We start from the raw sequence: 23,105 nt of genomic DNA, 5'->3' as shown, positions 1-23,105 counted from the left end.
CGCCTTGGGGGTGCAACTCCCGGGCTTGCCGGCGTTGCGTGCGGCAAACCCAGCCTCGCCGGCGTTTGAGGCGCGGGGTTTGGGGCGGAGCCCCAAGACCAACCCGGCCGACGCCGGGCACCGGGCTCCGCCCGGACCCGCGCCTCGAACGCCGGAGGGGCTGAAGGGTACGCGGGGCTGCCGGGCCCTGCCCGGACCCGCGCCTCGAACGCCGGAGGGGCTGGAGGTCGCGCCTCAGGTCAGCCGGAGGCTGGAGGTCGCCGCCGAGGCAGGGGTTGCCCTGGGGCATCGGCGAGGCTGAAGGGCGCCACGGTCAGCCTGCCGGACGGGGCCGCTCGGGCCGAGGTCCGCCTCAAAACGTCGGCGAGGCTGGGGGGGGGCCTACCCCGACGGGGGTCAAGGGGTGATCGGGACGGACTGCCTGTTGTCCTGGGCGGGCGGTTCGTCGGGGGAGGTCGCCAGCCAGGCACCGAGGCCGAGGACGCCCGCGAGGGCAACGGCCGCCGCCCCCAGGACGAGGCGCCGCTTGCGGACGGCCTCCGCCCGGTGCCGGGCGGACCCGGGCCGCGGCGCCCCGGTGGGACGCGGCACCCGCGCCGTACCGAGCGCGCCGCCCGCCAGCTCGTCCGGCCCCGGCACCCGCATCGACGTGTGCGTGTCACGGCTGGAGTCCAGCGAACCCCCCGGCACCAGCGGGACCGCCCCCCGGCGCCGGGCCGGCGTGTCCGAGGCGGCCGCCTCGCCCGCGTCCTGCGCCGGGTCGGCGGACTCGGCCGTCTCCAGGTCGTCGGGCTCGTCCACGTCGAGCGGCGGCATCCCGGCCAGCAGCGGCAGCAGCTCGCGCAGCCGTACGGAGAGCTCCGAGGCGCGCAGCCGGGAGGCCGGGGCCTTGGCCAGGCACTGCACGATCAGCTGCCACAGCTCGTCGGGGATGCCGGGCAGCGGGACGACCGTCTCGGTGACGTGGCGGCGCAGCACGGCGCCCGGGTGGCCGCCGCCGAAGGGCGTGAACCCGGCGAGCAGCTCGTACAGCACGGTGGCGAGGGCGTAGATGTCGACGGCGGCGCGGGGCGGCAGGCCCTCGACGATCTCGGGGGCGAGGTAGTCGGGGGTGCCGATGATGCGGGTGCGGGTGCCGGTGGCCGGCGGTCCGGTCCGGCGCGGCGAGTCGATCAGCTTGGCGACGCCGAAGTCGGTGAGGAGCGCGGGGTGCGCGCCGCCGGGGCCGATCGGCCCCTGCATGTCCAGCAGGACGTTCTCCGGCTTGACGTCGCGGTGCACGACGCCGGCCGCGTGCGCGACGGCGAGGCCGTCGGCGATGTCGGCGACGATCGCCACGGCGGCCTCGGGGGCGAGGCGGCGTTCGCGGTCGAGTCGGGTGCGCAGGTCGGTGCCGCGGACGAGGTCCATGACGAGCGCGAGGTCGTTTCCGTCCACGACGAGGTCGCGGACCCCGACCACCTGCGGGTGGTCGAGTCCGAGCAGCGCGCTGCGCTCCTGGACGAACCGCCCCACGAGCTCCTGGTCGGACGCGAGGTCTTCGCGCAGCAGTTTGATCGCGACGGGCCCGTCGGGTCCGTCGCCCAGCCATACCGTGCCGGCGCTGCCGCGTCCAAGGATCTGGTGAGCGGTGTACCGGCTGCCGATCTTCCGTGCCACGACTGCTCCCTCAACCGCTGGCGTACGCACCAAAGCTACGCGGCCGGGAGGTGGTTGCACGCCATTCGGGGGGTCAGTTCGCGGCGACCTTCACTTCTGCGGGGGAAATCACCCCTCAGAAGTCGACAAATCCACGAAGTCGGTGCCGCGCGGGTCCGTGACGGGCCCGCGCGGCGCCTCCTGGTGCCGGTCACAGCACTAGGTCTTGATCTTGCCGATCAGGTCGCCGACGCCGGAGGTCCACGCGCCGATCTGGTCCCACCAGCTCTTGCCGGTGCCGATCCATTCCTGGAGCGGGGTCAGCTCCCAGACCAGCCAGCCGCCCACGAAGAACAGCAGCACCAGGAACAGGCAGCCCTTGAGGCAGCCCAGACCCGGGATCCGCATCGGGTTGGCGCTGCGGGGGCGCGGCTCGCGGGGCGCCCGCGGGGCGGGCGGCTGCGGCCGCTGGGGCTGCTGGTGCTGCGGAGGCGCCGAGTAAGGCTGCGGCTGGTGCTGCTGGGGCCGCTGCATCTGCGGGGGCTGCTGGTACTGCTGGGGCGGCGGCTGCGGCTGCTGGTACTGCGGCTGGTGCTGCGGCTGCTGGTACTGCTGCTGCGGAGGCGGGTACGGGTACCCGCTCTGCTGCGGCGCCGGGCCCTGCTGGTACGGCTGCTGCTGCGGCGGGCGCGGCGGCTGCTGGGGCTGCTGCCGGTACTGCGGCTGCGGGGGCTGCTGCTGCGGCTGCTGGGGCCGGCGCTGCGGGCGGCGGCGCAGCGGGTCCTCGCTGGGGTCCAGGTACTGGACCTGCGTCTGCTCGTTGCGGTCCCGGACGCCCTGGAGCTGGGACTGCCACGGGTGCGGCGCGTCGGGATGCTGCACGGGCGGCATCACGGCGGTCGGATCGGCCGCGCCGGGTCCCGCGTTCGCGGCGTGCGGCAGCACGGAGGTGGCGTCGTCGCCGCCCACCGGCGGCATCACGCTGGTCATGGCGTTCGGGTCGTACGCGCCCATCGGCCCGCCTGCGCCGACGCCCGAGGAGAGGACCTGCGTCGGGTCGGCGGCGCCCGGTGTCTCCGGGACCGGGGCGGGCGACGGGTCGGGCGCGAGCAGGGCGCCGACCCCGAGGGCGGCCTCGACCTCGGCGGCGGAGGAGTGCACCCCGATGCCGGCGGCGACCACCCGCAGCGCGCGGGCGAGGCTGACGGCGCTGGGCCGCTCGCCGGGCTCCTTGCGCAGGCAGCGCTCTATGACGGTCCACAGCGGCTCGGGCGTGGTGGAGGGGCGCTGCGGGTCCTCGCTGAGGTGCCGGTGCAGCACCTCCAGCGCGGTGCCGCCGGCGAACGGCGGGCGCCCGGTGACCAGCTCGTACAGCAGGATGCCGGCGCCGTAGATGTCGACGGCGGAGGTCTGCGGGCGGCCCTCGGCGGACTCGGGCGCCACGTACGCGGGGGTTCCGACGAACTCGTGGGTGCGGGTCAGGCCCGGGGAGTCGGCGAGCCGGGCGATGCCGAAGTCGGTGAGCATCGGGCGCATCTGCCCGTCGCTCTCGTCGAGCAGCACGTTCGCGGGCTTGAGGTCGCGGTGCACGACCCCGTCGGCGTGGCTGGCGGCCAGCGCGTCCGCGATCTGCGCGGTCAGCAGGCTCGCGGCGACGGGCGTGAAGGGGCCGTTCTGCCGGATGTACTTGTGGAGGTCGGGACCGTCGATGAGGTCCATGACCAGGGCGAGGAGGTCGCCCTCGACCACCAGGTCGCGGGTGCGCACGATGTTGGGGTGCGTCAGGCGCAGCAGCACCGAGCGCTCCCGCAGGAAGCGCATCACGATGTCCGCGTCGTTCGCGAGCTCTTCCTTGAGCACCTTGATGGCGACGGTCTCGCCGGGCTGTCCGGCCACGGCCGCCTCGGCGCCGGCGGCCTCACGCTGGCGCGCACGCCAGACGGTGCCCGTGGCGCCGCGCCCGAGCTGCTCTTCGAGCAGGTACTTGCTGCCTACCGGCCGCACGTCATGCGCTCCCTGGTGTCAATTTTCGTGTCCGACCACTCTAGGGGTTGGTCCATCGGAAGACGCGGGTCCGGGACGGAAGGTTGCCGTACGTACGTACGAAGGGTGAGGCGGGTGCCGGCCGGGCCGCGCCCGTGACGTCCTGATTCGCACGGCCCGACGATCATTCAAGATCACTTTCGGGTGGCGCCCGGGCGTGTTGTCGGCGACAGGTGCGAGGATGCACTCAGCACGGAACCGAGGGGTCGGGAGCCCCACGGTCCGGCAGACCTGACCGGGCGACGCGTCCGTGCCGGGTGGGGGGCGGACCGGGCAGCACGCTGCCGCCGTTCCCCTGCCGGGCGCACCGCGCAGAAGGGACCGCTGACGGCGATGCAGATCCGGCTGACCGTCCTCGGGCCGCGCAGCGGCCACCTGAGCGCGAGCGCGCGCTGCGATGTGCTGGTCACGGCGCCGGCCGGCACTCCGCTGGCCGCGGTGGCCTCCGGGCTCGCCTCGACCGTCGCCGGACCCGACACGGGCGGCACCGTCGTGCTGTACGCGGGCCCCGAGCGCCTCGACCCGCAGCGCCACACCCTGGGCGAACCACCCCTCGTCGACGGCGCCGTCCTCGCCCTGCACACCCCCGTGGCCGAGGAGTCCCCCGCGGTCGGCTCGGCCGCCCAGCTGCACGTGGTCGCGGGCCCGGACGCCGGCGGCGTTCACCTGCTGCACGGCGGACAGATCCGGATCGGGCGCTCCGCCGAGGCCGACGTGCCGCTGGACGACCCGGACGTGTCCCGGCTGCACTGCGCGGTGACCGTCGGCGAGGACGGCCGGGTGGCGGTCGCCGACCTCGGCTCCACCAACGGCACCGCCCTCGACGGACAGCCCGTCGGCACGCGCCCGGTGCCGCTCGCCCCGGGCGCCCTGCTGTCGGTGGGCGAGTCCACGCTGCGCCTGGTGTCCGCCGCCCCCGCCGCCACCCGGGCCGTCGCCCCCGACCTGGAGGGCCACCTGCGGGTGGCCCCGCCGGGACCGGCCGAGCGGCCCCCGGTCGCGGCCGGTCCGCAGCACCCGGCACGGCCCGTACACCCCGTACGTCCCGCGGGGGAGCCGCCCGCCCCGGCCCCCGCGTCCCCCGCCGCCGGCCCCGAGGCGTACGAGACCTCCGGCGGACCGCGGCGGCGCGGTCCGGTGGCCTGGGCGCGGCGCGCCTTCGGGCGCGACGAGCTGCCCGGCGGCGAGGCGGAGTACCCCGAGCCGGCCCCCGAGCGGCGGGCGGCCGTGCCGGACGGCCGGCCCGACCCGGCGGCCCTGCTGCTGGCCGCACTCGGCCCCGGCCCGCTGCTGTGGGAGCGCGGCCCCGGCCACCCCGAGGCCCTGCTGGTCCGTCTCGGCAACGGCTGCGCGGTCCCGCTCCGGGAGACCGGCTCCCTGGGGCTGGCCGGGCCGCGGGAGCGGCTGCTGGGCCTGGCCCGCTCGGTGATCGCCCAGCTGGCCGCGCTGCACGGCCCGCAGGATCTGGAGCTCGTCCTCATCAGCACCGACCGGGTGCGCCCGGTCGCCGAGCGGCGGGCCGACTGGGGCTGGCTGGGCTGGCTCCCCCAGGTGCGCCCGGCGCACGGCCAGGACTGCCGGCTGCTGCTCGCGTACGACAAGGACCAGGCGGCCGCCCGGACCGCCGAGCTGACCCGGCGGCTCGACGACGGCCCGCTGGGCCCCGGCTGGGCCTCGGCCGACCGGACCGCGGTCGCCCGGGCCCGCGCGGACTACCGCGGCCCGCACACGGTGGTCGTCCTCGACGGCGACCCCGGCCCGGGCCCGCTGCGCGACACGGTGGCCCGGCTGGCCGGGCACGGACCGGCCGCCGGCATCCATCTGATCTGCCTCGCGGAGGCCCCCGCCGCCTCCCCCGCCTCGCCGGTCTCGGAGACGTACGAGGCGGCCTGCGCCGGCTCGCCCGCCTTCCGCGAGTGCGGTACGGCCGCCGTGCTCAGCGGCGATGTGGCCACCGCCCTGCGGGTGCTGCCGGTGGCCGGCGGCCGGCCGGCCGGGCACGGCGAGACCATCACCGCCGACGCGGTGTCGGCCGCCTGGGCCGAGCGGTTCGCCCGCGCCCTGGCGCCGCTGCGCGCGGAGGGCGCCGAGCCGGGTCCGCGGCGGCCGGCCGCCGCCGCACTGCCGGGCACGGCCCGGCTCCTCGACGAGCTGGGCCTGGCCCGGGCCACCCCGGCCTCGCTGATGGCCCGCTGGGCGGCCGCGACCGACCAGGGGCAGAGCGTGGGCGGGCTGGCCGAGGTGGTCCTCGGCACCGGCCGCGGCGGCCCGGTCGGCGCCGAACTCGTCGCCGACGGCCCGCACCTGCTGATCGAGGGGCCGGCCGGCAGCGGCCGGACCGAGCTGCTGCGCTCGGTCGCGGCCTCGCTGTCCGCGGCGGCCCGGCCGGACCGGCTGGGCCTGGTCCTGCTGGACGGGGCGGGCGGCGAGCGCGGCGAGGGGCTGCTGCCCTGCACGGAGCTGCCGCACGTCTCGGCGCACCTGGTGGCGTCCGATCCGCTGCGGATGCGGGAGTTCGCGCAGGCGCTGGGCGCGGAGCTGAAGCGGCGCGCGGAGCTGCTGGACGGGGTGCCGTTCGCGCAGTGGCACGCGCAGCGCGAGGTGGCCGGGCGGATGATCGCACCGCGGCCGCCCAGTCCGGCGGAGCTGCGCGGCGATCTCGACCCGCAGCGCACCGGCACCCTGCGGCTGCGGGCCGGGACGGTCCGCTCCGATCCGGCCGGCCCGACCCCGCTGCCGCGGCTGGTGGTGCTGGTCGACGACTTCGACGCGCTGGTGGCGCCGGGGCTGGGCAGTACGGGCCGCCCGTCGGCCGGTTCGGTGGTCCGGGCGCTGGAGGCGGTGGCCCGGGACGGCGGCCTGCTGGGCGTGCACCTGGTGGCCACGACGGCCCGCCCGGACCGGACCGCGGACACCGAGCTGGCGCGGCTCGCGACGCTGCGGGTGGAGCTCGCCGCGCCGCCGTCGGGCGCGGCGTCCCCGGACCAGCCGGTGGCGGGCCGCGGCCTGCTGCGGCACGCGGACGGCCGGAGCCTGCCGTTCCAGGGCGGCCGGGTGACCGGCCGGATTCCGCGCACGGCGACGCTCCGGCCCACGGTGGTGCCGATCGAGTGGGAGCGGATGGGAGATCCGCCGGCTCGCCGCCCGGTGCGCGAGCTGGGGAACGGGCCGACCGATCTGGCGCTGCTCGCCAGCGCGCTGGACCGGGCATCGCACCTGGTCGCGGCCGTGCCGGTGCTGTTCCCTCCCACCCCCTGAGGCCCGCCCGGCCGGCCCCGCGGCACCCCGGGCGCCGGCTCACGCCCCGGTAGGCGGTATTGCGGGGCTCGTGAGTGCGGCGTATCCCTGAGGGACCGGACTCGGCCACAGGGATACGGGGGCAGGTATGCGTACGAGCAGGGCAGGGACGTGGACGGCGCTGGGCATGGCCGGCGCGCTGGCGCTCACCGCGTGCGGCGACGGCGGGGACGACGGCGGCGGCGAGCCCACCGGGAGCACCGGCGCCACGGCCGGCGCCACGGTGGTGTTACCCCGGCTCGCCGGGGAGAAGATTTCGGTCGCGGCCGTGTGGACCGGGCCCGAGCAGGAGAACTTCACGAAGGTCCTGAAGGAGTTCGAGAAGCGCACCGGCGCCACGGTCTCCTTCGTGCCCGCCCAGGACCCGATCGTCAACTTCCTCGGTACGAAGATCGCGGGCGGTCAGCCGCCGGACGTGGCCCTGCTGCCGCAGGCCGGGGCGCTCGTACAGGCCGTGAAGAAGAAGTGGGCGCAGCCGCTGGGACCGGAGGCGCGGGCGCAGCTCGACGCCGGGTACGCGGAGGGCTGGAAGCGGCTCGGCTCGGTCGACGGGACCCCGTACGGCGTGTACTTCAAGGCCGCCAACAAGTCGCTGGTCTGGTACAACGCGAAGGCGTTCGAGGACGCGGGAGCCGAGGTCCCGGGGACGTGGAAGGAGTTCCTCGCGACGGCCGACACGATCTCGGCCTCCGGCACCGCCCCGGTCTCGGTGGGCGGCGCGGACGGCTGGACGCTGACGGACTGGTTCGAGAACGTCTACCTCTCGCAGGCCGGCCCGGAGAAGTACGACCGGCTGGCCCGGCACGAGATCAAGTGGACCGATCCGAGCGTGGCGGCGGCCCTCACCGCGCTCGGCGAACTGTTCGGCCGCAAGGACTTCCTGGCGGGCGGTCAGAGCGGTGCGCTGGCGACGGAGTTCCCGAAGTCGGTGACGCAGACCTTCACGGGCGGCGACCGGCCGGCGGCCGCGATGGTCTTCGAGGGGGACTTCGTCGCCGTCAACATCGCGCAGGCCGGAGCGGAGATCGGCAAGGACGCCAAGGTGTTCCCGTTCCCTGCGGTCGGGGCGAAGGCCCCGGTGGTGTCGGGCGGTGACGTGGCCGTGGCGCTGAAGCCGTCCAAGGGCGCGCAGGCCCTGCTGACCTTCCTGGCGTCCCCGGACGCGGCGACGGTCTGGGCCCGGCAGGGCGGTTTCCTCTCGCCGAACAAGAAGGTCGATCCGGCGGCCTATCCCAACGACATCCAGCGCCGCATCGCGCAGGCCCTGATCGCGGCGGGCGACGACTTCCGCTTCGACATGTCGGACCAGGCGCCGGCCGCGTTCGGCGGCACCCCGGGCGCGGGCGAGTGGAAGGCGCTCCAGGACTTCCTGCGGAACCCGAAGGACATCGCGGGCACCCAGCGGCGGCTGGAGGCCGACGCGGCCAAGGCCTGGGGATCCGGGCCCGCCACGGGCGGGCAGTGAGCCGGTGCCGAGGGCGCTGCCGATGCCCACGGTGACGCCGGCGACCCCCGCCGGCCGGGAGCGTCGGCGCCGGAGGGCCGTCGCGGCGGCCTTCCTGCTGCCCTCGCTGGTGCTGCTGGGCGCGCTGGTCGTGCACCCCATCGGCTATTCGGTGTACCGGAGCCTCTACGACCGTTCCGGCGACTCCTTCGCGGGGCTGGCCAACTACGCGGAGCTGTGGCACGACGAGGCCATCCGCACCGCGCTGCGCAACACCGCGCTGTGGGCGGTGCTGGCTCCGTCGGTCGCGACCGCGCTGGGCCTGGTCTTCGCGGTGCTGACGGAACGGGTGCGCTGGGGCACCGCGTTCAAGCTGGTGGTGTTCATGCCGATGGCGATCTCGATGCTGGCCGCCGGGATCGTCTTCCGCCTGGTCTACGAGCAGGACCCGGACCGGGGCGTCGCCAACGCCGTCCTGGTGGGCGTCCACGACACGTTCGCCCCGGCCTCGGCCTTCCCCAAGGCCCGGCCGGGCCGCGACTCGCCGCTGCGCGCGGAGCCGGGCGGCGGCTACATCACGGCGGATCCGGTACGGGCCGGGGTGCCGGCGCTGCTGCCGCTGGTCGGGGTGGCCCCGGACGTGCTGCCGGAGGGCACCCGGCCGGCCCGCCCGGCGGCCGCGGACCCCGGCCGGGTGACGGGCACGGCCTGGCAGGACTTCGCCCGCGGCGGCGGGGGCCGGCCGGGCGCCCTGGACGCGCGCGAACCGGGGTACGCGGGCATGCGGGTGGAGGCCGTGCGCGACGGCCGGGTGGTGGACACCGCGCGGGCCCGCCCGGACGGCACCTTCACCCTGTCGGCGAAGGCGGACGGCGCGCTGCTGCGGCTGCCCGCCTCCAACTTCGCGGAGCCGTACGCGGGCGTGGCCTGGCTGGGCCCGACGCTGGTCACCCCGGCGGTGATCGGCGCGTATGTGTGGATGTGGGCGGGGTTCGCGATGGTGCTGATCGGGGCGGGGCTGGCGGCCGTGCCCCGGGAGCTGCTGGAGGCGGCGCGGGTGGACGGGGCGAACGAGTGGCAGGTGTTCCGCCGGATCACGGTGCCGCTGCTGGCGCCGGTGCTCGCGGTGGTGCTGGTCACGCTGGTCATCAACGTCATGAAGATCTTCGACCTGGTCTTCGTGATCGCGCCCGGTTCGGTGCAGGACGACGCGAACGTGCTGGCGCTCCAGCTGTACCGGACCTCGTTCGGCACGGACGCCGACCAGGGCGTGGGCTCGGCGATCGCGGTCGTGCTGCTGGTGCTGGTGGTGCCGGTGATGCTGATCAACATCCGGCGGATGCGGAAGGAGGCCTCCCGATGAGCGGTTCGCCCACGGCTTCCCGAACGGAGTCGCGCAGGGGGTCGCGTACGGGGCCCGGCACGGCTCCCCGCACGGAGTCGCGCACCGGGCGGCTGGCGGCCCGGGCCGCGGGCGGCGCCCTGCGGGTGTTCCTGGTGGCGGCCGCGCTGTTCTGGCTGCTGCCGACGGTGGGCCTGCTGCTGTCCTCGTTCCTGTCCTCGGCGGACCTGGCGTCCGGCGGCTGGTGGCAGGTGCTGTCCGCGCCCTCCCGGCTGACCACGGAGCACTACGCGGCGCTGCTGTCGAACGACACCATCACCGGATCGCTGCTCTCCACCGTCCTGATCACGGTGCCGGCCACCCTGCTCGTGCTGGTGCTGGGCGCGTTCGCCGGATACGCCTTCGCCTGGCTGGAGTTCCCGGGCCGGGACGCGCTGTTCCTGGTGGTGGTCGCCCTGTTGGTGGTGCCGGTGCAGGTGGCGCTGATCCCGGTGTCCGAACTCTTCGGCACGCTCGGCCTGTTCGAGACGACGGCCGGGGTGGTGCTGTTCCACACCGCGTTCGGGCTGCCGTTCGCGGTGTTCCTGCTGCGGAACTTCTTCGCGGGGATCCCGCGCGAGCTGCTGGAGGCCGCCCGGCTCGACGGCGCGGGCGAACTGCGCCTGTTCGCCCGGGTGGTGCTGCCGCTGGGCGGCCCCGCGCTGGCCTCGCTCGGCATCTTCCAGTTCCTGTGGGTGTGGAACGACATGCTCGTCGCGCTCGTCTTCGCGGACTCGGCGAACCCGCCGGTGACGGTCGCGCTCCAGCAGCAGGTCCGGCAGTTCGGCAACAACATCGACGTGCTCGCCCCCGGCGCGTTCCTGTCGATGGCCGTGCCGCTGATCGTCTTCTTCTCCTTCCAGCGGCAGTTCGTCACGGGGGTGATGGCCGGAGCCGTGAAATGACCTGCTCGCAGACGTCGGTCTGATCGTTAACCCGGATGCCGCATCCTGCGTAACCCGATCACCGCGGCAGGGGTTGCTGGGCAATATGCCCGCGCCCCGACCCCTGGATGTCACGTGCCCCGGTTCAGCGTCATCGTGCCCGCGTACAAGGTCCAGGCGTACCTCCAGGACGGTCTGGATTCCGTTCTGAACCAGTCGTATCCGGATCTCGAACTGATCGCCGTCGACGACTGCTCACCGGACGCCTGCGGTTCGATCATCGACGAGTACGCGGCCCGCGACCCGCGCGTGACGGCCGTGCACCTGCCGCACAACGTCGGCCTGGGCCCGGCCCGCAACGCCGGGCTGGCCCGGGCCACCGGCGACTACGTCCTCTTCCTCGACAGCGACGACGTGCTCGCGCCCGGCGCCCTGATGGCCATCGACGACCGCCTCAAGGCCACCGGCGGGCCCGACGTCCTCGTGTACGACTACGCGCGCACCTACTGGACCGGCGAGATCATCCGCAACCAGCTGGCGCACCGCCTCCACGAGGACGGCCCGGCGACCTTCCGGATCGAGGACCGGCCCGCGCTGCTGGGCGTGCTGATGGTGGTGTGGAACAAGGCGTACCGCCGGGAGTTCCTGGAGCGCGAGGCCTTCGCCTTCCCGCCCGGCTACTACGAGGACACCCCGTGGACCGCGCCGGTGCTGCTGACCGCCGACTCCCTCGCGGTCCTGGACCGGGTGTGCGTGCACTACCGGCAGCGCCGCACCGGCTCCATCATGACCACCACCTCGCGCCGCCACTTCGACGTCTTCGACCAGTACGACCGGCTGTTCGCCTTCCTCGCCGGCCGGCCCGGCCTCGACCGGTGGCGGCCGGTGCTCTACCGGCGGATGGCCGACCACCACACCCGCCTGCTCTCGTCCCGGGGCCGGCTGCCCCGCGGCAGCCGCGCCGAGTACTTCCGCAGGGCCCGCGCCCAGCTGCGCCGCCACCGGGTGCGCGGGGCGGCCCCGGCGCCGGTGGCCCGGCTCCGGCACGGCCTGATGCGGCTCGGCCCGTACCGCCTGTACCGGGCGCTGGCCGGGGTGCGGGCGGTGGCGCTGGGCGCCGGCCGACGGATCCGGGCCGGCCTGCGCGGCCTGCGCAAGGGCCTGCTGCTGCTCCACTACCGGCTCCAGCGGCTGCTGCCGCTGCGCCCCGAACTCGCCGTGTTCAGCGCGTACTGGCACGGCGGGTACGCCTGCAACCCGGCGGCCGTCGAGGAGAAGGTGCGCGAGCTGGTGCCGCGGGTGCGGACGGCGTGGATCTGCGGTCCGGCGCACGACGGCACGCTGCCCCCTCAGACGCTGCGGCTGCGGCCGGGCTCGTGGGCGTACTGGAGCGCGCTGGCCCGGGCCACGTACCTGGTCACCAACGTCAACTTCGACCGCGGGCTGGTCAAGCGGCCCGGGCAGATCATGCTCCAGACCCAGCACGGGACCCCGCTCAAGCGGGTCGGCCTCGACCTGCTGGACCGGCCGGCGGCCACCCCGACCGCCGACTTCGCGGCCCTGCTGCGCGGCGCCGACCAGTGGGACTACCTGCTCTCCGCGAACCGGCACTCCACGCTCGTGTGGGAGAAGGCCCTGCCGTCCTCGTACACGACGCTGGAGTACGGCTACCCGCGCAACGACGTCTTCCAGCGGGCCGGCGCGAGCGAGGTGCTGGAGCTGCGCGAGCGCCTGGGCATCCCGCCCGGCACCACCGCCATCCTGTACGCGCCCACCCACCGCGACTACCGGCGCAGCCGCCCCGAGCACCTGGACTTCGAGCGGGTGCTGCGGGACCTGGGGCCGCGGTTCACGATCCTGACGCGGGCCCACCTGACGTACGGCGGCGGCCCGCTCAGCCCGGACGCGCACCCGCGGCTCATCGACGTCTCGGGCCACCCGTCGGTGGAGGAGCTGTGCCTGGCCTCCGACGCGCTGGTCACGGACTACTCGTCGCTGATGTTCGACTACGCCTCGCTGGACCGGCCGATCGTGATCCACGCGGACGACTGGGAGGCGTACGAGGCGGCCCGCGGCACCTACTTCGACCTGCGCGCGCAGCCGCCCGGGGCGATCGCCCGGACCGCGGACGAGCTGGTCGACATCTTCGTCACGGGCCACTGGCAGGGGTCACGGTCGGCGCAGCTGCGGGCCGCGTTCCGGACCCGGTTCTGCCAGTACGACGACGGGCGGGCGGCAGAGCGGGTGGTGCGGCGGGTGTTCCTCGGCGAGACCGCGGGACTGCCGGAGTTCGTGCCGCTGGCGGACCGCCGGCCGGCCCCGGCGGCCCCCGCGACCGCCCGGCCCGCCGCCGCCCCGACCCAACAGCGCCGCGGCCTCCGGGGCTTCGACCGCCTCACCCTCGACTGACGGGCGCCCGGGCGGACTTGGGGACGGGCCGGCGGTCGGGGTCGGGGTCCGGTGTGCGCCCGGCCTCGCGGCCCGGTGTGCGGTCGGGCTGGGGGCGGGGCCGACGATCGGGGCGGCGGTCCGGCTTGCGTACGTAGAGCTGGAGGACGGCGGCGCCGACCCGGTAGCGGGCGGTGTCCGCGTACTCCTCGCGCAGCAGGGCGGTCTTGGCGCGTTCCGCCGCGGTCACCGGGGTGTAGCCGCGGCGGGTCGCGGGCCCGGTGCGCACGGCCCAGACCCTGCGCTGCCCGGCGAGCCGGCGCGCGAGTTCGGCACGCCCGGTCTCGGTCCCGTAGAGGGTGCCGGAGGCGGCCCCGGTACGGTCCAGCCCGGCGTCGACGGCCGCCGCGAACCGGCGCGGGTAGGCGAGCGCGACCCGGCGGCTGTGATCGGGCAGGTAGAGCACGGCGTCGCCGCGGCCGATCAGGTGCCGGGCGGAACGCGCGACGGCGGCGAGGTCGTCGGCGCGGGAGGCGGGGGTGCGCAGCCGCTCGTGCACCCCCAGCTGGGCGAACAGGCCGAGGGCGGCCAGGGCGGTGCCGACGAGGGCCGCGAAGGGGAGTTCGGCGGGCAGCAGCCGGTCCAGCCCGGCGGCGGCGAGCAGCGGCAGCCCGGCGAGGGAGTAGAGCACGTACCGGTCGAAGTAGAGCGGGTGCAGCTGGGAGACCGCGAGGAGCAACGCCGGCGGCAGCAGGGCGAGGGGCGCGGCGAGGGCGGTCAGCGGGTCCCGGGGCCGGGTGAGGGCGACGGCCGCGAGCAGCAGGGTCACCGCGAGCACGGCCGGGGCGGGCCCGGCGAAGGCCTGGACGAGGGCGCCCGCGTCCCGGGCGTCGGGCCGCGTCAGCCAGCCGATCTGGGCGCTCTGGCCCCGGCAAAGCAGGGCGAGGGGCACGGTGGCGGTGACGGCCGCGGCGGCGCCGGCGGCCCAGCGCAGCAGCACGGCCCGGCCGGCGCCGCGCAGCAACAGGGCCGTCAGGTGGGCGGGGACGACGAGCACGGCGAACAGGTGGAGCACGCAGGCCGCACCGAGCGCGAAGGCGTATCCGGCCCAGCGCCCCCGGGCGAGCAGCAGCGTGGCCAGCGCGACGAGGCAGGCCACCAGCGCGTACGAGCGGCCCTCTTGCGCGTAGCGGGTGACGAACGGGGTGAGGGCGTAGACCAGTCCGGCCCAGAGACCGGTGCGCGGGGCGGGCGGCCGGGTCCGGCGGGAGTCCGCGGGGAGCGGGCTCGTGCCGATGGCGCCGATGAGTGCGGCGGTCACGGCGGTGGCGAGGACGCAGGGCAGCCGCAGGGTGAGTTCGCCGGGGTCCGGGTCGGCGAGGAACAGCAGGTGCATGAGGGCGTAGTAGGCGGTGTGCACGGCGTCCACGGAGTCGGCGAGGCGGGCGATCTCGCCGAGGCTGCGCTGGGCGACCTCCCACGTCACTTCCTCGTCGCGCCACAGGCTCCCGCGACGCGCGCCCCACCAGCCGGCGCCCAGCGCCACCACGAAGGGCCCCGCCATGGCGCCCGACTTGCCCAATCTCATCCCGACACGTTCCCACCACCGCTCGTACACGGAGTGAACGCCCGATCACAAAACACCCATATCCAGCCTGGGCGGCGCCTGGGGCACTGCGGGCGCGAAATCCAGTCTCGCCGGCACGTGGGGCGCAACTCCCGGCCCCGCCGGTGTTCGAGGCGCGGGGTTTGGGCAATCCCGGCCCCGCCGGCGTTTGAGGCTCGGAGTTTGGGCAATCCCAGCCTCGCCGGCGTTCGAGGCGCGGCTCCGGGCAATCCCAGCCTCGGCGGCGTTCGAGGCGCGGCTCCGGGCAATCCCAGCCTCGCCGGCGTTTGAGGCGCGGGGTTTGGGGCGGAGCCCCAACGGACAACCCGGCTGGCGCCGGGCACCGGCGAGGCTGGAGGTTGCCCCTCGGGCAGCCGGGGGCTGAAAGGCGCACCACAGTCAGCCCGCGAGGCTGGGAGTTGAGCTTGCGCGGCGCAGCCGCCGGGGCGGGGCAGCACCCAGCGGGCGAGGGCTCAGGCGCGGGGGCCCGCGAGGGCGGCGGCCACCGCGTGGGCCAGGTCGTCGAGATACCCCGGCGGCAGCGCCCCGCGGACGACGACGAGCCGCCAGTACAACGGCCCGATCGCCAGATCGAGCGCCCGCTCGGGGTCCACCCCCACCGGCAGCTCACCGCGCCCGACGGCCGCCTTCACGATCTCGCCCGCGATCTCCGTCTCGCTGCGCAGCAGCACGTCCCGTACCGCCTCGGCGATCTCCGGATTGCGGGCCGCCTCGACCAGCAGGTCGGGGATGACCTGGGAGGCCACCGGATGGCGCAGCAGGTGCGCCATGACCTCCAGCAGCGCCCGCAGGTCCCCGTACAGGGATCCGGTGGCGGGGGCGGGCAGGCCCTGGACGGCGAAGGCGGAGACCAGGTCGAGGACCAGGTGGAGCTTGGAGCGCCAGCGCCGGTAGACGGCGGTCTTGCCGACGCCGGCCCGGCGGGCGACCGCCTCGATCGACATCCGGGAGAAGCCGACGGCGGCGAGTTCCTCGAAGACGGCCGCACGGATCGCCTCCGTGACGTCCTCCCGCAGCACGGCGGCCCCGGCGGGCGCGCGGCGCGGTCCGGGCGAGGAGGCGGGGGATGTCGTCATGGACAGAGCATACCGGGGGCACACGTCACGACGATACGGTTGCGTTCCGACGTCGATGCGTCATAACCTCGACGTCACGACGATACGGACCCGTCCCGTCGCAAAAGCGTCACCGCCGCGCGCCCCGCGCACCCCGCCCGCCCTCCGCGCCCCCGTCGAAAGCGACCGCCCGTGAGCGTGCCGACCGCACCCGCCCCACCCCGCCCCGGCCCCGCCGCCACCGGTCCCGCGGCCACCGCCCCCGCCGCCCGCGTGCCCACCGCCGCCGAACTCGCGGCCCGGCCCGTCTCCGCGGAAGCGGCCCGGCTCGCCGCGGCCCACGGCCTGCGGGTCAGCGGCGCCCGCCCGTCCCTGGCCGAGTACACCCGGCAGCTGTGGGGGCGGCGGCAGTTCATCACCGCCTTCGCCTCCGCCCGGATGACCGCCACCTACAGCACCGCCCGGCTCGGCCAGGTCTGGCACCTGATGACCCCGCTGCTCAACGCCGCCGTCTACTACTTCATCTTCGGCGTCGTGCTCAACCAGAGCCGGCACACGCCCCAGTTCATCCCGTACCTGGTCATCGGCGTGTTCACCTGGGACTTCTTCAGCAGCGCCCTGAACTCCGGCACCCGCGCCGTCTCCGGAAACCTCGGCCTGGTGCGGGCCCTGCAGTTCCCGCGCGCCTCGCTGCCGATCTCCACGGTGGTCCAGCTCTTCCAGCAGCTGATGGTCACCATGGCCGCGCTGCTGCTGATCCTGCTGGCCTTCGGGCAACGCCCCCGGGCCTCCTGGCTGCTCGCCCTCCCGGCGCTCTTCCTGCTCGCCGTCTTCTGCGCCGGCTGCGCCATGGCCATGGCACGCGTCGGCAGCCGGATCCCGGACATCACCCAGCTGATGCCGTTCGTCCTGCGGACCTGGATGTACTTCTCCGGGGTGATGTGGAACATCGGCTACACCCTGCAGAGCCAGCACCTCCCGCAGGTGGTGACGACGGCCTTCCAGTGGAATCCGGCCGCCCTGTTCATCGACCTGATGCGCTTCGCACTGCTCGACAGCTTCCACCGCGGGCAGCTCCCCCACCACGCCTGGCCGCTCGCCGCCGCCTGGGCCCTGCTCGCCTGCGTCGGCGGGTACGTCTACTTCTGGAAGGCCGAGGAGGTGTACGGCCGTGGCTGATCCCGCACCGGGCCGGATCCCGACCGTCATCGCGGACGACGTCCACATCGTCTACAAGGTCCAGGGCGCGCGGGGCGGCCGGGGCAGCGCCACCTCGGCGCTGAGCCGGATCTTCTCCCGCCGCGCCGCCCCGGGCGTCCGCGAGGTGCACGCCGTACGGGGCGTCAGCTTCACCGCGTACCGCGGCGAGGCCATCGGCCTGATCGGCTCCAACGGGTCCGGCAAGTCCACCCTGCTGAAGGCCGTGGCCGGGCTGCTGCCGACCGCGGCGGGCCGGGTCTACACCGACGGCCAGCCCTCGCTGCTCGGCGTCAACGCGGCGCTGATGAACGACCTGACCGGCGAGCGGAACGTACTCCTCGGCGGCCTCGCCATGGGCATGTCCCGGCAGCAGGTCCGGGAGCGCTACCAGGACATCGTCGACTTCTCCGGGATCAACGAGAAGGGCGACTTCATCGGCCTGCCGATGCGGACGTACTCCTCCGGGATGGCGGCCCGGCTGCGGTTCTCGATCGCCGCGGCGAAGAACCACGAGGTCCTGATGATCGACGAGGCGCTGGCCACCGGCGACGCCCGCTTCCAGCGCCGCAGCCAGAAGCGGATCGAGGAGCTGCGCAAGGAGGCCGGCACGGTCTTCCTCGTCAGCCACGGCATCGGCACCATCCGGGAGACCTGCGACCGGGCGATCTGGCTGGAGTCGGGGGTGCTGCGGATGGACGGGCCGACCAAGGAGGTCTGCGACGCGTACGAGGCCTTCGGCCGCACGTAGCCGGCCCTGCCCAGGGGAAGGGGCAGCCCGAGGCTGGACAGGGCAGCCAAGAAGGGGCCCGCACCTCGAACAGTGCGGGCCCCTTCGGGTGCCGGCCGGGGCCGGCAGTGGCTAGCTGTGCGTCCGCAGCAGGGTGCGCATCGTCCGCATCGCGACCGACAGGTTCGCCAGGTCGAAGTCGTCCGAGCCCTGGATCTCCTCCAGGGTCGTACGGGCCCGCCCGATGATCGCCGCGTTCTTCTCCTCCCACGCCTTGAAGCGCTGCTCGGGAGTGGAGGTGCCGTTGCCCACCGCCAGCACGTCGGAGGTGAGTCCGGCGTGCGCCGCGAAGAGGTCCTCGCGGATCGAGGCGCGGGCCATGGACTGCCACCGGTCGCTGCGCGGCAGCTCGATGATCCGGTCCATCAGCTGGGTGATGTTCAGCCGGTCCGCGAGGTCGTAGTAGACCTCGGCGACGTCGAGCGCGTCCTTGCCGGTGCGGTCGGCGATGGCGACGATGTCCAGGGTCGGGAACGCCGAGGAGAAGCCGGCCACCTTGGCCGCCAGCTCGTCCGGGACGCCTTCGCCGGTGAGCTCGTCGAGGACCTCCTGGTACCACTCCAGGTCCGCGCCGCGCACCAGCTTGGGCAGCTCGGCCCAGACCAGCGCCACCCGCTCGCTGAAGAAACCGATGGTCTCGGTGATCTGGAGCGGCTGCGGGCGGTTGTTGAGCAGCCAGCGGGTGCCGCGCTCGACCAGGCGCCGCGAGTGCAGCCGGATCCGGGTCTGGACGTCGGCCGCGACCTCGTTGTCCAGGGACTCGACGGCGTCCCACACCTCGGCCAGGCCGAAGATCTCGCGGGCTGCGAGCTGCGCGCGCACGATCTCTTCGAGCGAGGCGCCGGTCTCCTCGCGGAGGCGGTGCAGCAGCGTCGAGCCACCGGTGTTGACGGTGTCGTTGACGAGGAGCGTGGTGATGATCTCGCGGCGCAGGGCGTGCGTGTCGATCTGCTCGGCGAACTTGTCCTGGAGCGCCTGCGGGAAGTAGGCGTGCAGCAGGCGGCGCAGGTACGGGTCGTCGGGCAGCCCGGTCGCGATCAGCTCGTCCGCGGTGGTGATCTTCGTGTAGGCGAAGAGGACCGCCAGCTCGGGCTGGGTCAGTCCCTTGCCGTTGTTCAGCAGCTCGCGGATCTGCCGGTCGTTGGGCAGGAACTCCAGGCTGCGGTCCAGCAGGCCGTCGCGGCCCAGGCGGCGCATGAAGCGCTGCTGGGCGTGGAGCAGGCTGGCGGACTGGGCGGCGCCGTTGGCCAGGGCGACGTTCTGCGCGTAGTTGTTGCGCAGGACCAGGCGGCCGACGGTGTCGGTCATGTCGGCGAGCAGCTTGTTGCGCTGCTTGAGGGTCAGGTCGCCGTCGGCGACGACCGCGTTGAGCAGGATCTTGATGTTCACCTCGTGGTCGGAGGTGTCCACGCCCGCGCTGTTGTCGATGGCGTCGGTGTTGACCTTGCCGCCGTGGTGCGCGAACTCGATCCGGCCCAGCTGGGTCAGGCCCAGGTTGCCGCCCTCGCCGACGACCTTGGCGCGCAGGTCGGCGCCGTCGACGCGGATGGCGTCGTTGGCCTTGTCGCCGACGTCGGCGTGCGACTCGGTCGAGGCCTTGACGTAGGTGCCGATGCCGCCGTTCCAGACCAGGTCCACGGAGGCCTTGAGGATGGCCTGCATCAGCTCGGCCGGCGTCATCTTGGCGATGCCGGGCTCGATGCCGAGGGCCTCGCGGATCTGCGCGTTGACCGGGATGGCCTTCGCGGTGCGCGGGTGGATGCCGCCGCCCGCGGAGAGCAGCTCGGTGTTGTAGTCGGCCCACGAGGAGCGCGGCAGCTCGAACAGGCGGCGGCGCTCGGCGTACGAGACGGCCGCGTCCGGGTTCGGGTCGATGAAGATGTGCCGGTGGTCGAAGGCGGCGACCAGGCGGATGTGCTCGGAGAGCAGCATGCCGTTGCCGAAGACGTCGCCGGACATGTCGCCGACGCCGACGACGGTGAAGTCCTGGGTCTGGGTGTCGTGGCCCAGCTCGCGGAAGTGCCGCTTGACGGACTCCCAGGCGCCGCGGGCGGTGATGCCCATGCCCTTGTGGTCGTAGCCGGCCGAGCCGCCGGAGGCGAACGCGTCGCCCAGCCAGAAGCCGTACGACTCGGCGACGCCGTTGGCGATGTCGGAGAAGGTCGCGGTGCCCTTGTCGGCGGCGACGACGAGGTAGGTGTCGTCCTCGTCGTGGCGGACCACGTCCTTCGGCGGCACGACCTCGCCGGCGACCATGTTGTCGGTGATGTCGAGCAGCGCCGAGATGAAGATCTTGTACGAGGCGATGCCCTCGGCGAGCCAGGCGTCGCGGTCGACCGACGGGTCCGGGAGGTTCTTCGCGACGAAGCCGCCCTTGGCGCCGACCGGCACGATGACGGTGTTCTTCACCATCTGCGCCTTGACCAGGCCGAGGATCTCGGTACGGAAGTCCTCGCGGCGGTCGGACCAGCGCAGGCCGCCTCGGGCGACCTTGCCGAAGCGCAGGTGGACGCCCTCGACGCGCGGCGAGTAGACCCAGATCTCGAAGGCCGGGCGGGGCGCCGGCAGGTCCGGGATGGCCTGCGGGTCGAACTTCATCGACACGTAGGAGTGGGCCTCGCCGGCCGTGTCCTTCTGGAAGAAGTTGGTGCGCAGCGTCGCCTTGATGACGGTGAGGAAGGAGCGCAGGATGCGGTCCTCGTCGAGCGAGGCGACCTGGTCCAGGGCCCCGTCCAGCTCCTCCAGCATGGCGTCGATCAGCTCGGAGCCGGCGTGCTGCCGCTCCGGGGACATCCGCGCCTCGAAGAGCGAGACCAGCAGCCGGGTGGTGTGGACGTTGTTGCGGAGGGTGTCCTCCATGTAGTCCTGGCTGAAGGTGGCGCCGGCCTGGCGCAGGTACTTGGCGTACGCGCGCAGCACGACGGCCTGGCGCCAGGTCAGCCCGGCGCCGAGGACCAGGCTGTTGAAGTTGTCGTTCTCCGCCTCGCCCTTCCAGACGGCCGCGAAGGCGTCCTGGAAGCGCTCGCGGGCGTCGTCGCCGAGGTCGCCGTTGCCGGTGCCGGCGGGCATCCGCAGGCCGAAGTCGTAGATCCAGGCGTGCGCGCGGTCGGCGCAGCGCAGCTCGTACGGGCGCTCGTCGGTGACCTCGACGCCCAGGCGGTGCAGCACGGGGAGCACGGCGGAGAGGGAGACCTGCTCGCCCTGCCGGTAGATCTTGAAGCGGCGCTCGCCGGGGCCGGCGTTGACCGGCTCGTAGAGCGAGAGCGCGAAGTCGCGGTCGCTGGCCTTGAGGCGCTCCAGGTGGACCAGGTCGGCGACGGCGGCGCGCGGCGAGTGGTCGGACTTGTAGCCCTCGGAGAAGGCGCCGCCGTACTGGCGCAGCAGTTCGGCGGCGCGCTCCTCGCCGAGTTCGGCGACGAGCGCCTCCTGGAAGCCGTCGGCCCACGAGCGGGCGGCGTCGACGAGGCGGTTCTCGATGCGCTCGACGTCGGCGTCGGTCAGGTCGGGGAGTTCGGTGCCCTGGGCGACGCGGACGACGAAGTGCAGGCGGGAGAGGATCGACTCGGTGTTCCAGGCGGTGAAGTCGACGCTGGTGCCGCCGAGCTCCTCCTTCAGGATGTCGATGATCCGCAACCGGACGCCGGTGGTGTAGCGGTCGCGCGGCAGGTAGACGAGGGCCGAGTAGTAGCGGCCGTACTCGTCCTGGCGCAGGTACAGGCGCAGCCGGCGGCGCTCCTGGAGGTACAGGACGCTGGTGACGATCGAGCGGAGCTGGTCGACCGGGGTCTGGAACAGCTCGTCGCGCGGGTAGGTCTCCAGGATCTGGAGCAGGTCGCGGCCGTCGTGGCTGCTCGGCGCGAAGCCGGCGCCCTCGAGGACCTCGACGACCTTGCGGCGGATGACCGGGACCCGGCGCACGGACTCGGTGTACGCGGCGGAGGAGAACAGGCCGAGGAAGCGGCGCTCGCCGACGACGTTGCCCTCGGCGTCGAACTTCTTGACGCCGACGTAGTCGAGGTAGCTGGGGCGGTGCACGGTGGACCGGCTGTTGGCCTTGGTCAGCACGAGGAGCTTGTGCTCGCGGGCCTTGGCGCGGGCGTCGGCGGGCAGCCGGTTGAAGGACGGCGAGACGGGGTGGCCGTCCTCCTTGCCGCTGTGGTGCGGGTCGGAGCGCAGGATGCCGAGCCCGGTGCCCGGGACGGCCGTGAGGGCGTCGCCGTCGACGAGGTTGTACTCGCGGAAGCCGAGGAAGGTGAAGTGGTCGTCGGCGAGCCAGCGCAGCAGCTCGCGGGCCTCTTCGAGCTCGAACTCGCGCAGGTCGGGCGCGGTGGGCTCGTCGGCGAGGCCCTCGGCGATGCGCAGCGCGGCGTCGCGCATCTTCTCCCAGTCCTCGACGGCCTCGCGGACGTCGGACAGGACGCGCAGGAGGTCGACGGTGATCTGCTTGAGGTCGGCCTTGTCGGTCTCGCGGTCGATCTCGACGTGGATCCACGACTCGACGAGGGAGTCGTGGGGGCGCGCGGTGTCGGGGCCGTGCGCGTCGCAGTCGGGGCCGAGGATCTCGATGAGCTTGCCGGTGACGTCGCGGCGGACGACGACCTGCGGGTGGATGACGACGTGGATGCCGCGGCCCTGGCGGGACAGCTCGTTGGTGACCGAGTCCACGAGGAACGGCATGTCGTCGGTGACCACCTCGACGACCGAGTGGCTGGAGGTCCAGCCGTTCTCCTCGACCGTGGGGGTGTGGACGCGCACGTTCGCGGTGCCCTGCGGGCGGTTCTCGGCGAGCCGGTAGTGCGACAGCGCCGCCCCGAAGACGTCCACCGGATCGCGGTCGGTGAGGTCCTCGGGCGCGGTGTGCAGGTAGTAGCGCTGGAGGTAGGAGAGGAGCGTGCCCTGATCGGGACCACCGGTCTTCCCGGACCCAGCCGGAAGTAGCCCCCCGGCCGGGCTGTTCTCGGCTACCCGGGCAGCACGTGCGAGCAGCTCGGCCTTTGCTTCGTCCAGCTTGGTCTGCATGTCCTCATGGCTCCTGTCGCGCGCCGTTGCGTGACGTAGGTGAAGGAAGGGGGGATGACATGGCGCCGCGACGCGGGATGCCCGCCATCGGGCCCGACGCTATGCCGTAAAAGGAAAACGCCGGAACAGATCCAGCCATGATCGAGTTCATTGGCTGGCGGTCCCGGCGGCGGGAATCAGCGGCGGCCCGGGCACGGAAGTGCGCCGGGCGCAGGCCGGGGGCTTCGGCGCCCCCGATGAATATCGCGCTGATCACGGGTCCAGGCTATCGCCACATCCCCCCGCCCCGTCATGGGCTGCATGTGTACAAAACCAGGGGGGTAACTTTGACACTCTGGACAG

At 74.1% G+C, this 23,105-nt stretch carries 12 protein-coding genes; 7 read left to right on the top strand and 5 right to left on the bottom strand.

The window, feature by feature from the left end:
- Positions 1 to 396: 396 nt before the first annotated feature.
- Both OG764_RS22390 and OG764_RS22385 read right to left on the bottom strand, forming a co-directional pair.
- Positions 397 to 1,659: a serine/threonine-protein kinase gene (locus tag OG764_RS22390; protein WP_328970201.1), complete on the bottom strand. Its 1,263-nt coding sequence runs from the start codon at positions 1,657 to 1,659 to the stop codon at positions 397 to 399.
- 198 nt (positions 1,660 to 1,857) lie between these two features.
- Complete coding sequence (locus tag OG764_RS22385; protein WP_328970200.1) at positions 1,858 to 3,642, bottom strand: serine/threonine-protein kinase; 1,785 nt, start codon at positions 3,640 to 3,642, stop codon at positions 1,858 to 1,860.
- A gap of 372 nt (positions 3,643 to 4,014) precedes the next feature.
- Here OG764_RS22385 and OG764_RS22380 point away from each other — a divergent pair, with 372 nt between their 5' ends.
- The 5 genes from OG764_RS22380 to OG764_RS22360 all read left to right on the top strand — a co-directional run bounded on the left by OG764_RS22380 (position 4,015) and on the right by OG764_RS22360 (position 13,096).
- The gene (locus tag OG764_RS22380) at positions 4,015 to 6,939 is read left to right on the top strand and encodes an FHA domain-containing protein (protein WP_328970199.1); all 2,925 of its coding nucleotides are present in this window, start codon (positions 4,015 to 4,017) and stop codon (positions 6,937 to 6,939) included.
- A gap of 127 nt (positions 6,940 to 7,066) precedes the next feature.
- A complete protein-coding gene (locus OG764_RS22375; RefSeq protein WP_328970198.1) occupies positions 7,067 to 8,443 on the top strand; it encodes an ABC transporter substrate-binding protein in 1,377 nt (458 codons plus the stop codon).
- 22 nt (positions 8,444 to 8,465) lie between these two features.
- Positions 8,466 to 9,785: a carbohydrate ABC transporter permease gene (locus OG764_RS22370; RefSeq protein WP_328970197.1), complete on the top strand. Its 1,320-nt coding sequence runs from the start codon at positions 8,466 to 8,468 to the stop codon at positions 9,783 to 9,785.
- Complete coding sequence (locus tag OG764_RS22365; RefSeq protein WP_328970196.1) at positions 9,782 to 10,708, top strand: carbohydrate ABC transporter permease; 927 nt, start codon at positions 9,782 to 9,784, stop codon at positions 10,706 to 10,708. Before OG764_RS22370 ends, OG764_RS22365 begins: the two co-directional genes overlap by 4 nt.
- A 114-nt stretch (positions 10,709 to 10,822) precedes the next feature.
- On the top strand, positions 10,823 to 13,096 hold the full coding sequence (locus OG764_RS22360; protein WP_328970195.1) for a bifunctional glycosyltransferase/CDP-glycerol:glycerophosphate glycerophosphotransferase: 2,274 nt from the start codon (positions 10,823 to 10,825) through the stop codon (positions 13,094 to 13,096).
- Here OG764_RS22360 and OG764_RS22355 read toward each other — a convergent pair.
- Together OG764_RS22355 and OG764_RS22350 are read right to left on the bottom strand one after the other, a co-directional pair.
- A complete protein-coding gene (locus tag OG764_RS22355) occupies positions 13,083 to 14,663 on the bottom strand; it encodes a hypothetical protein (RefSeq protein ID WP_328970194.1) in 1,581 nt (526 codons plus the stop codon). The genes OG764_RS22360 and OG764_RS22355 overlap by 14 nt on opposite strands.
- A gap of 491 nt (positions 14,664 to 15,154) precedes the next feature.
- On the bottom strand, positions 15,155 to 15,778 hold the full coding sequence (locus OG764_RS22350; RefSeq protein WP_328970193.1) for a TetR/AcrR family transcriptional regulator: 624 nt from the start codon (positions 15,776 to 15,778) through the stop codon (positions 15,155 to 15,157).
- 171 nt (positions 15,779 to 15,949) lie between these two features.
- Here OG764_RS22350 and OG764_RS22345 point away from each other — a divergent pair, with 171 nt between their 5' ends.
- Together OG764_RS22345 and OG764_RS22340 are read left to right on the top strand one after the other, a co-directional pair.
- The gene (locus OG764_RS22345; protein WP_443056013.1) at positions 15,950 to 16,936 is read left to right on the top strand and encodes an ABC transporter permease; all 987 of its coding nucleotides are present in this window, start codon (positions 15,950 to 15,952) and stop codon (positions 16,934 to 16,936) included.
- The gene (locus OG764_RS22340; RefSeq protein WP_328970192.1) at positions 16,929 to 17,705 is read left to right on the top strand and encodes an ABC transporter ATP-binding protein; all 777 of its coding nucleotides are present in this window, start codon (positions 16,929 to 16,931) and stop codon (positions 17,703 to 17,705) included. The genes OG764_RS22345 and OG764_RS22340 overlap by 8 nt, the downstream gene beginning before the upstream one ends.
- Before the next feature lie 111 nt (positions 17,706 to 17,816).
- Here the strand turns inward: OG764_RS22340 and OG764_RS22335 are convergent, their stop codons facing one another.
- Positions 17,817 to 22,763: an NAD-glutamate dehydrogenase gene (locus OG764_RS22335; RefSeq protein WP_328970191.1), complete on the bottom strand. Its 4,947-nt coding sequence runs from the start codon at positions 22,761 to 22,763 to the stop codon at positions 17,817 to 17,819.
- Positions 22,764 to 23,105 lie beyond the last annotated feature (342 nt).

The sequence above is a fragment of the Streptomyces sp. NBC_00239 genome, from assembly GCF_036194065.1.
Taxonomy (GTDB): domain Bacteria; phylum Actinomycetota; class Actinomycetes; order Streptomycetales; family Streptomycetaceae; genus Streptomyces.
This window is presented reverse-complemented; position numbering and strand designations above follow the sequence as displayed.

Excerpts from the sequence above, each read along its gene's own strand:
- OG764_RS22375 (WP_328970198.1), top strand. The coding sequence starts at position 7,067 with ATGCGTACGAGCAGGGCAGGGACGTGGACGGCGCTGGGCATGGCCGGC.
- OG764_RS22355 (WP_328970194.1), bottom strand. The coding sequence starts at position 14,663 with ATGAGATTGGGCAAGTCGGGCGCCATGGCGGGGCCCTTCGTGGTGGCG.
- OG764_RS22380 (WP_328970199.1), top strand. The coding sequence starts at position 4,015 with ATGCAGATCCGGCTGACCGTCCTCGGGCCGCGCAGCGGCCACCTGAGC.
- OG764_RS22350 (WP_328970193.1), bottom strand. The coding sequence starts at position 15,778 with ATGACGACATCCCCCGCCTCCTCGCCCGGACCGCGCCGCGCGCCCGCC.
- OG764_RS22370 (WP_328970197.1), top strand. The coding sequence starts at position 8,466 with ATGCCCACGGTGACGCCGGCGACCCCCGCCGGCCGGGAGCGTCGGCGC.
- OG764_RS22335 (WP_328970191.1), bottom strand. The coding sequence starts at position 22,763 with ATGCAGACCAAGCTGGACGAAGCAAAGGCCGAGCTGCTCGCACGTGCT.
- OG764_RS22365 (WP_328970196.1), top strand. The coding sequence starts at position 9,782 with ATGAGCGGTTCGCCCACGGCTTCCCGAACGGAGTCGCGCAGGGGGTCG.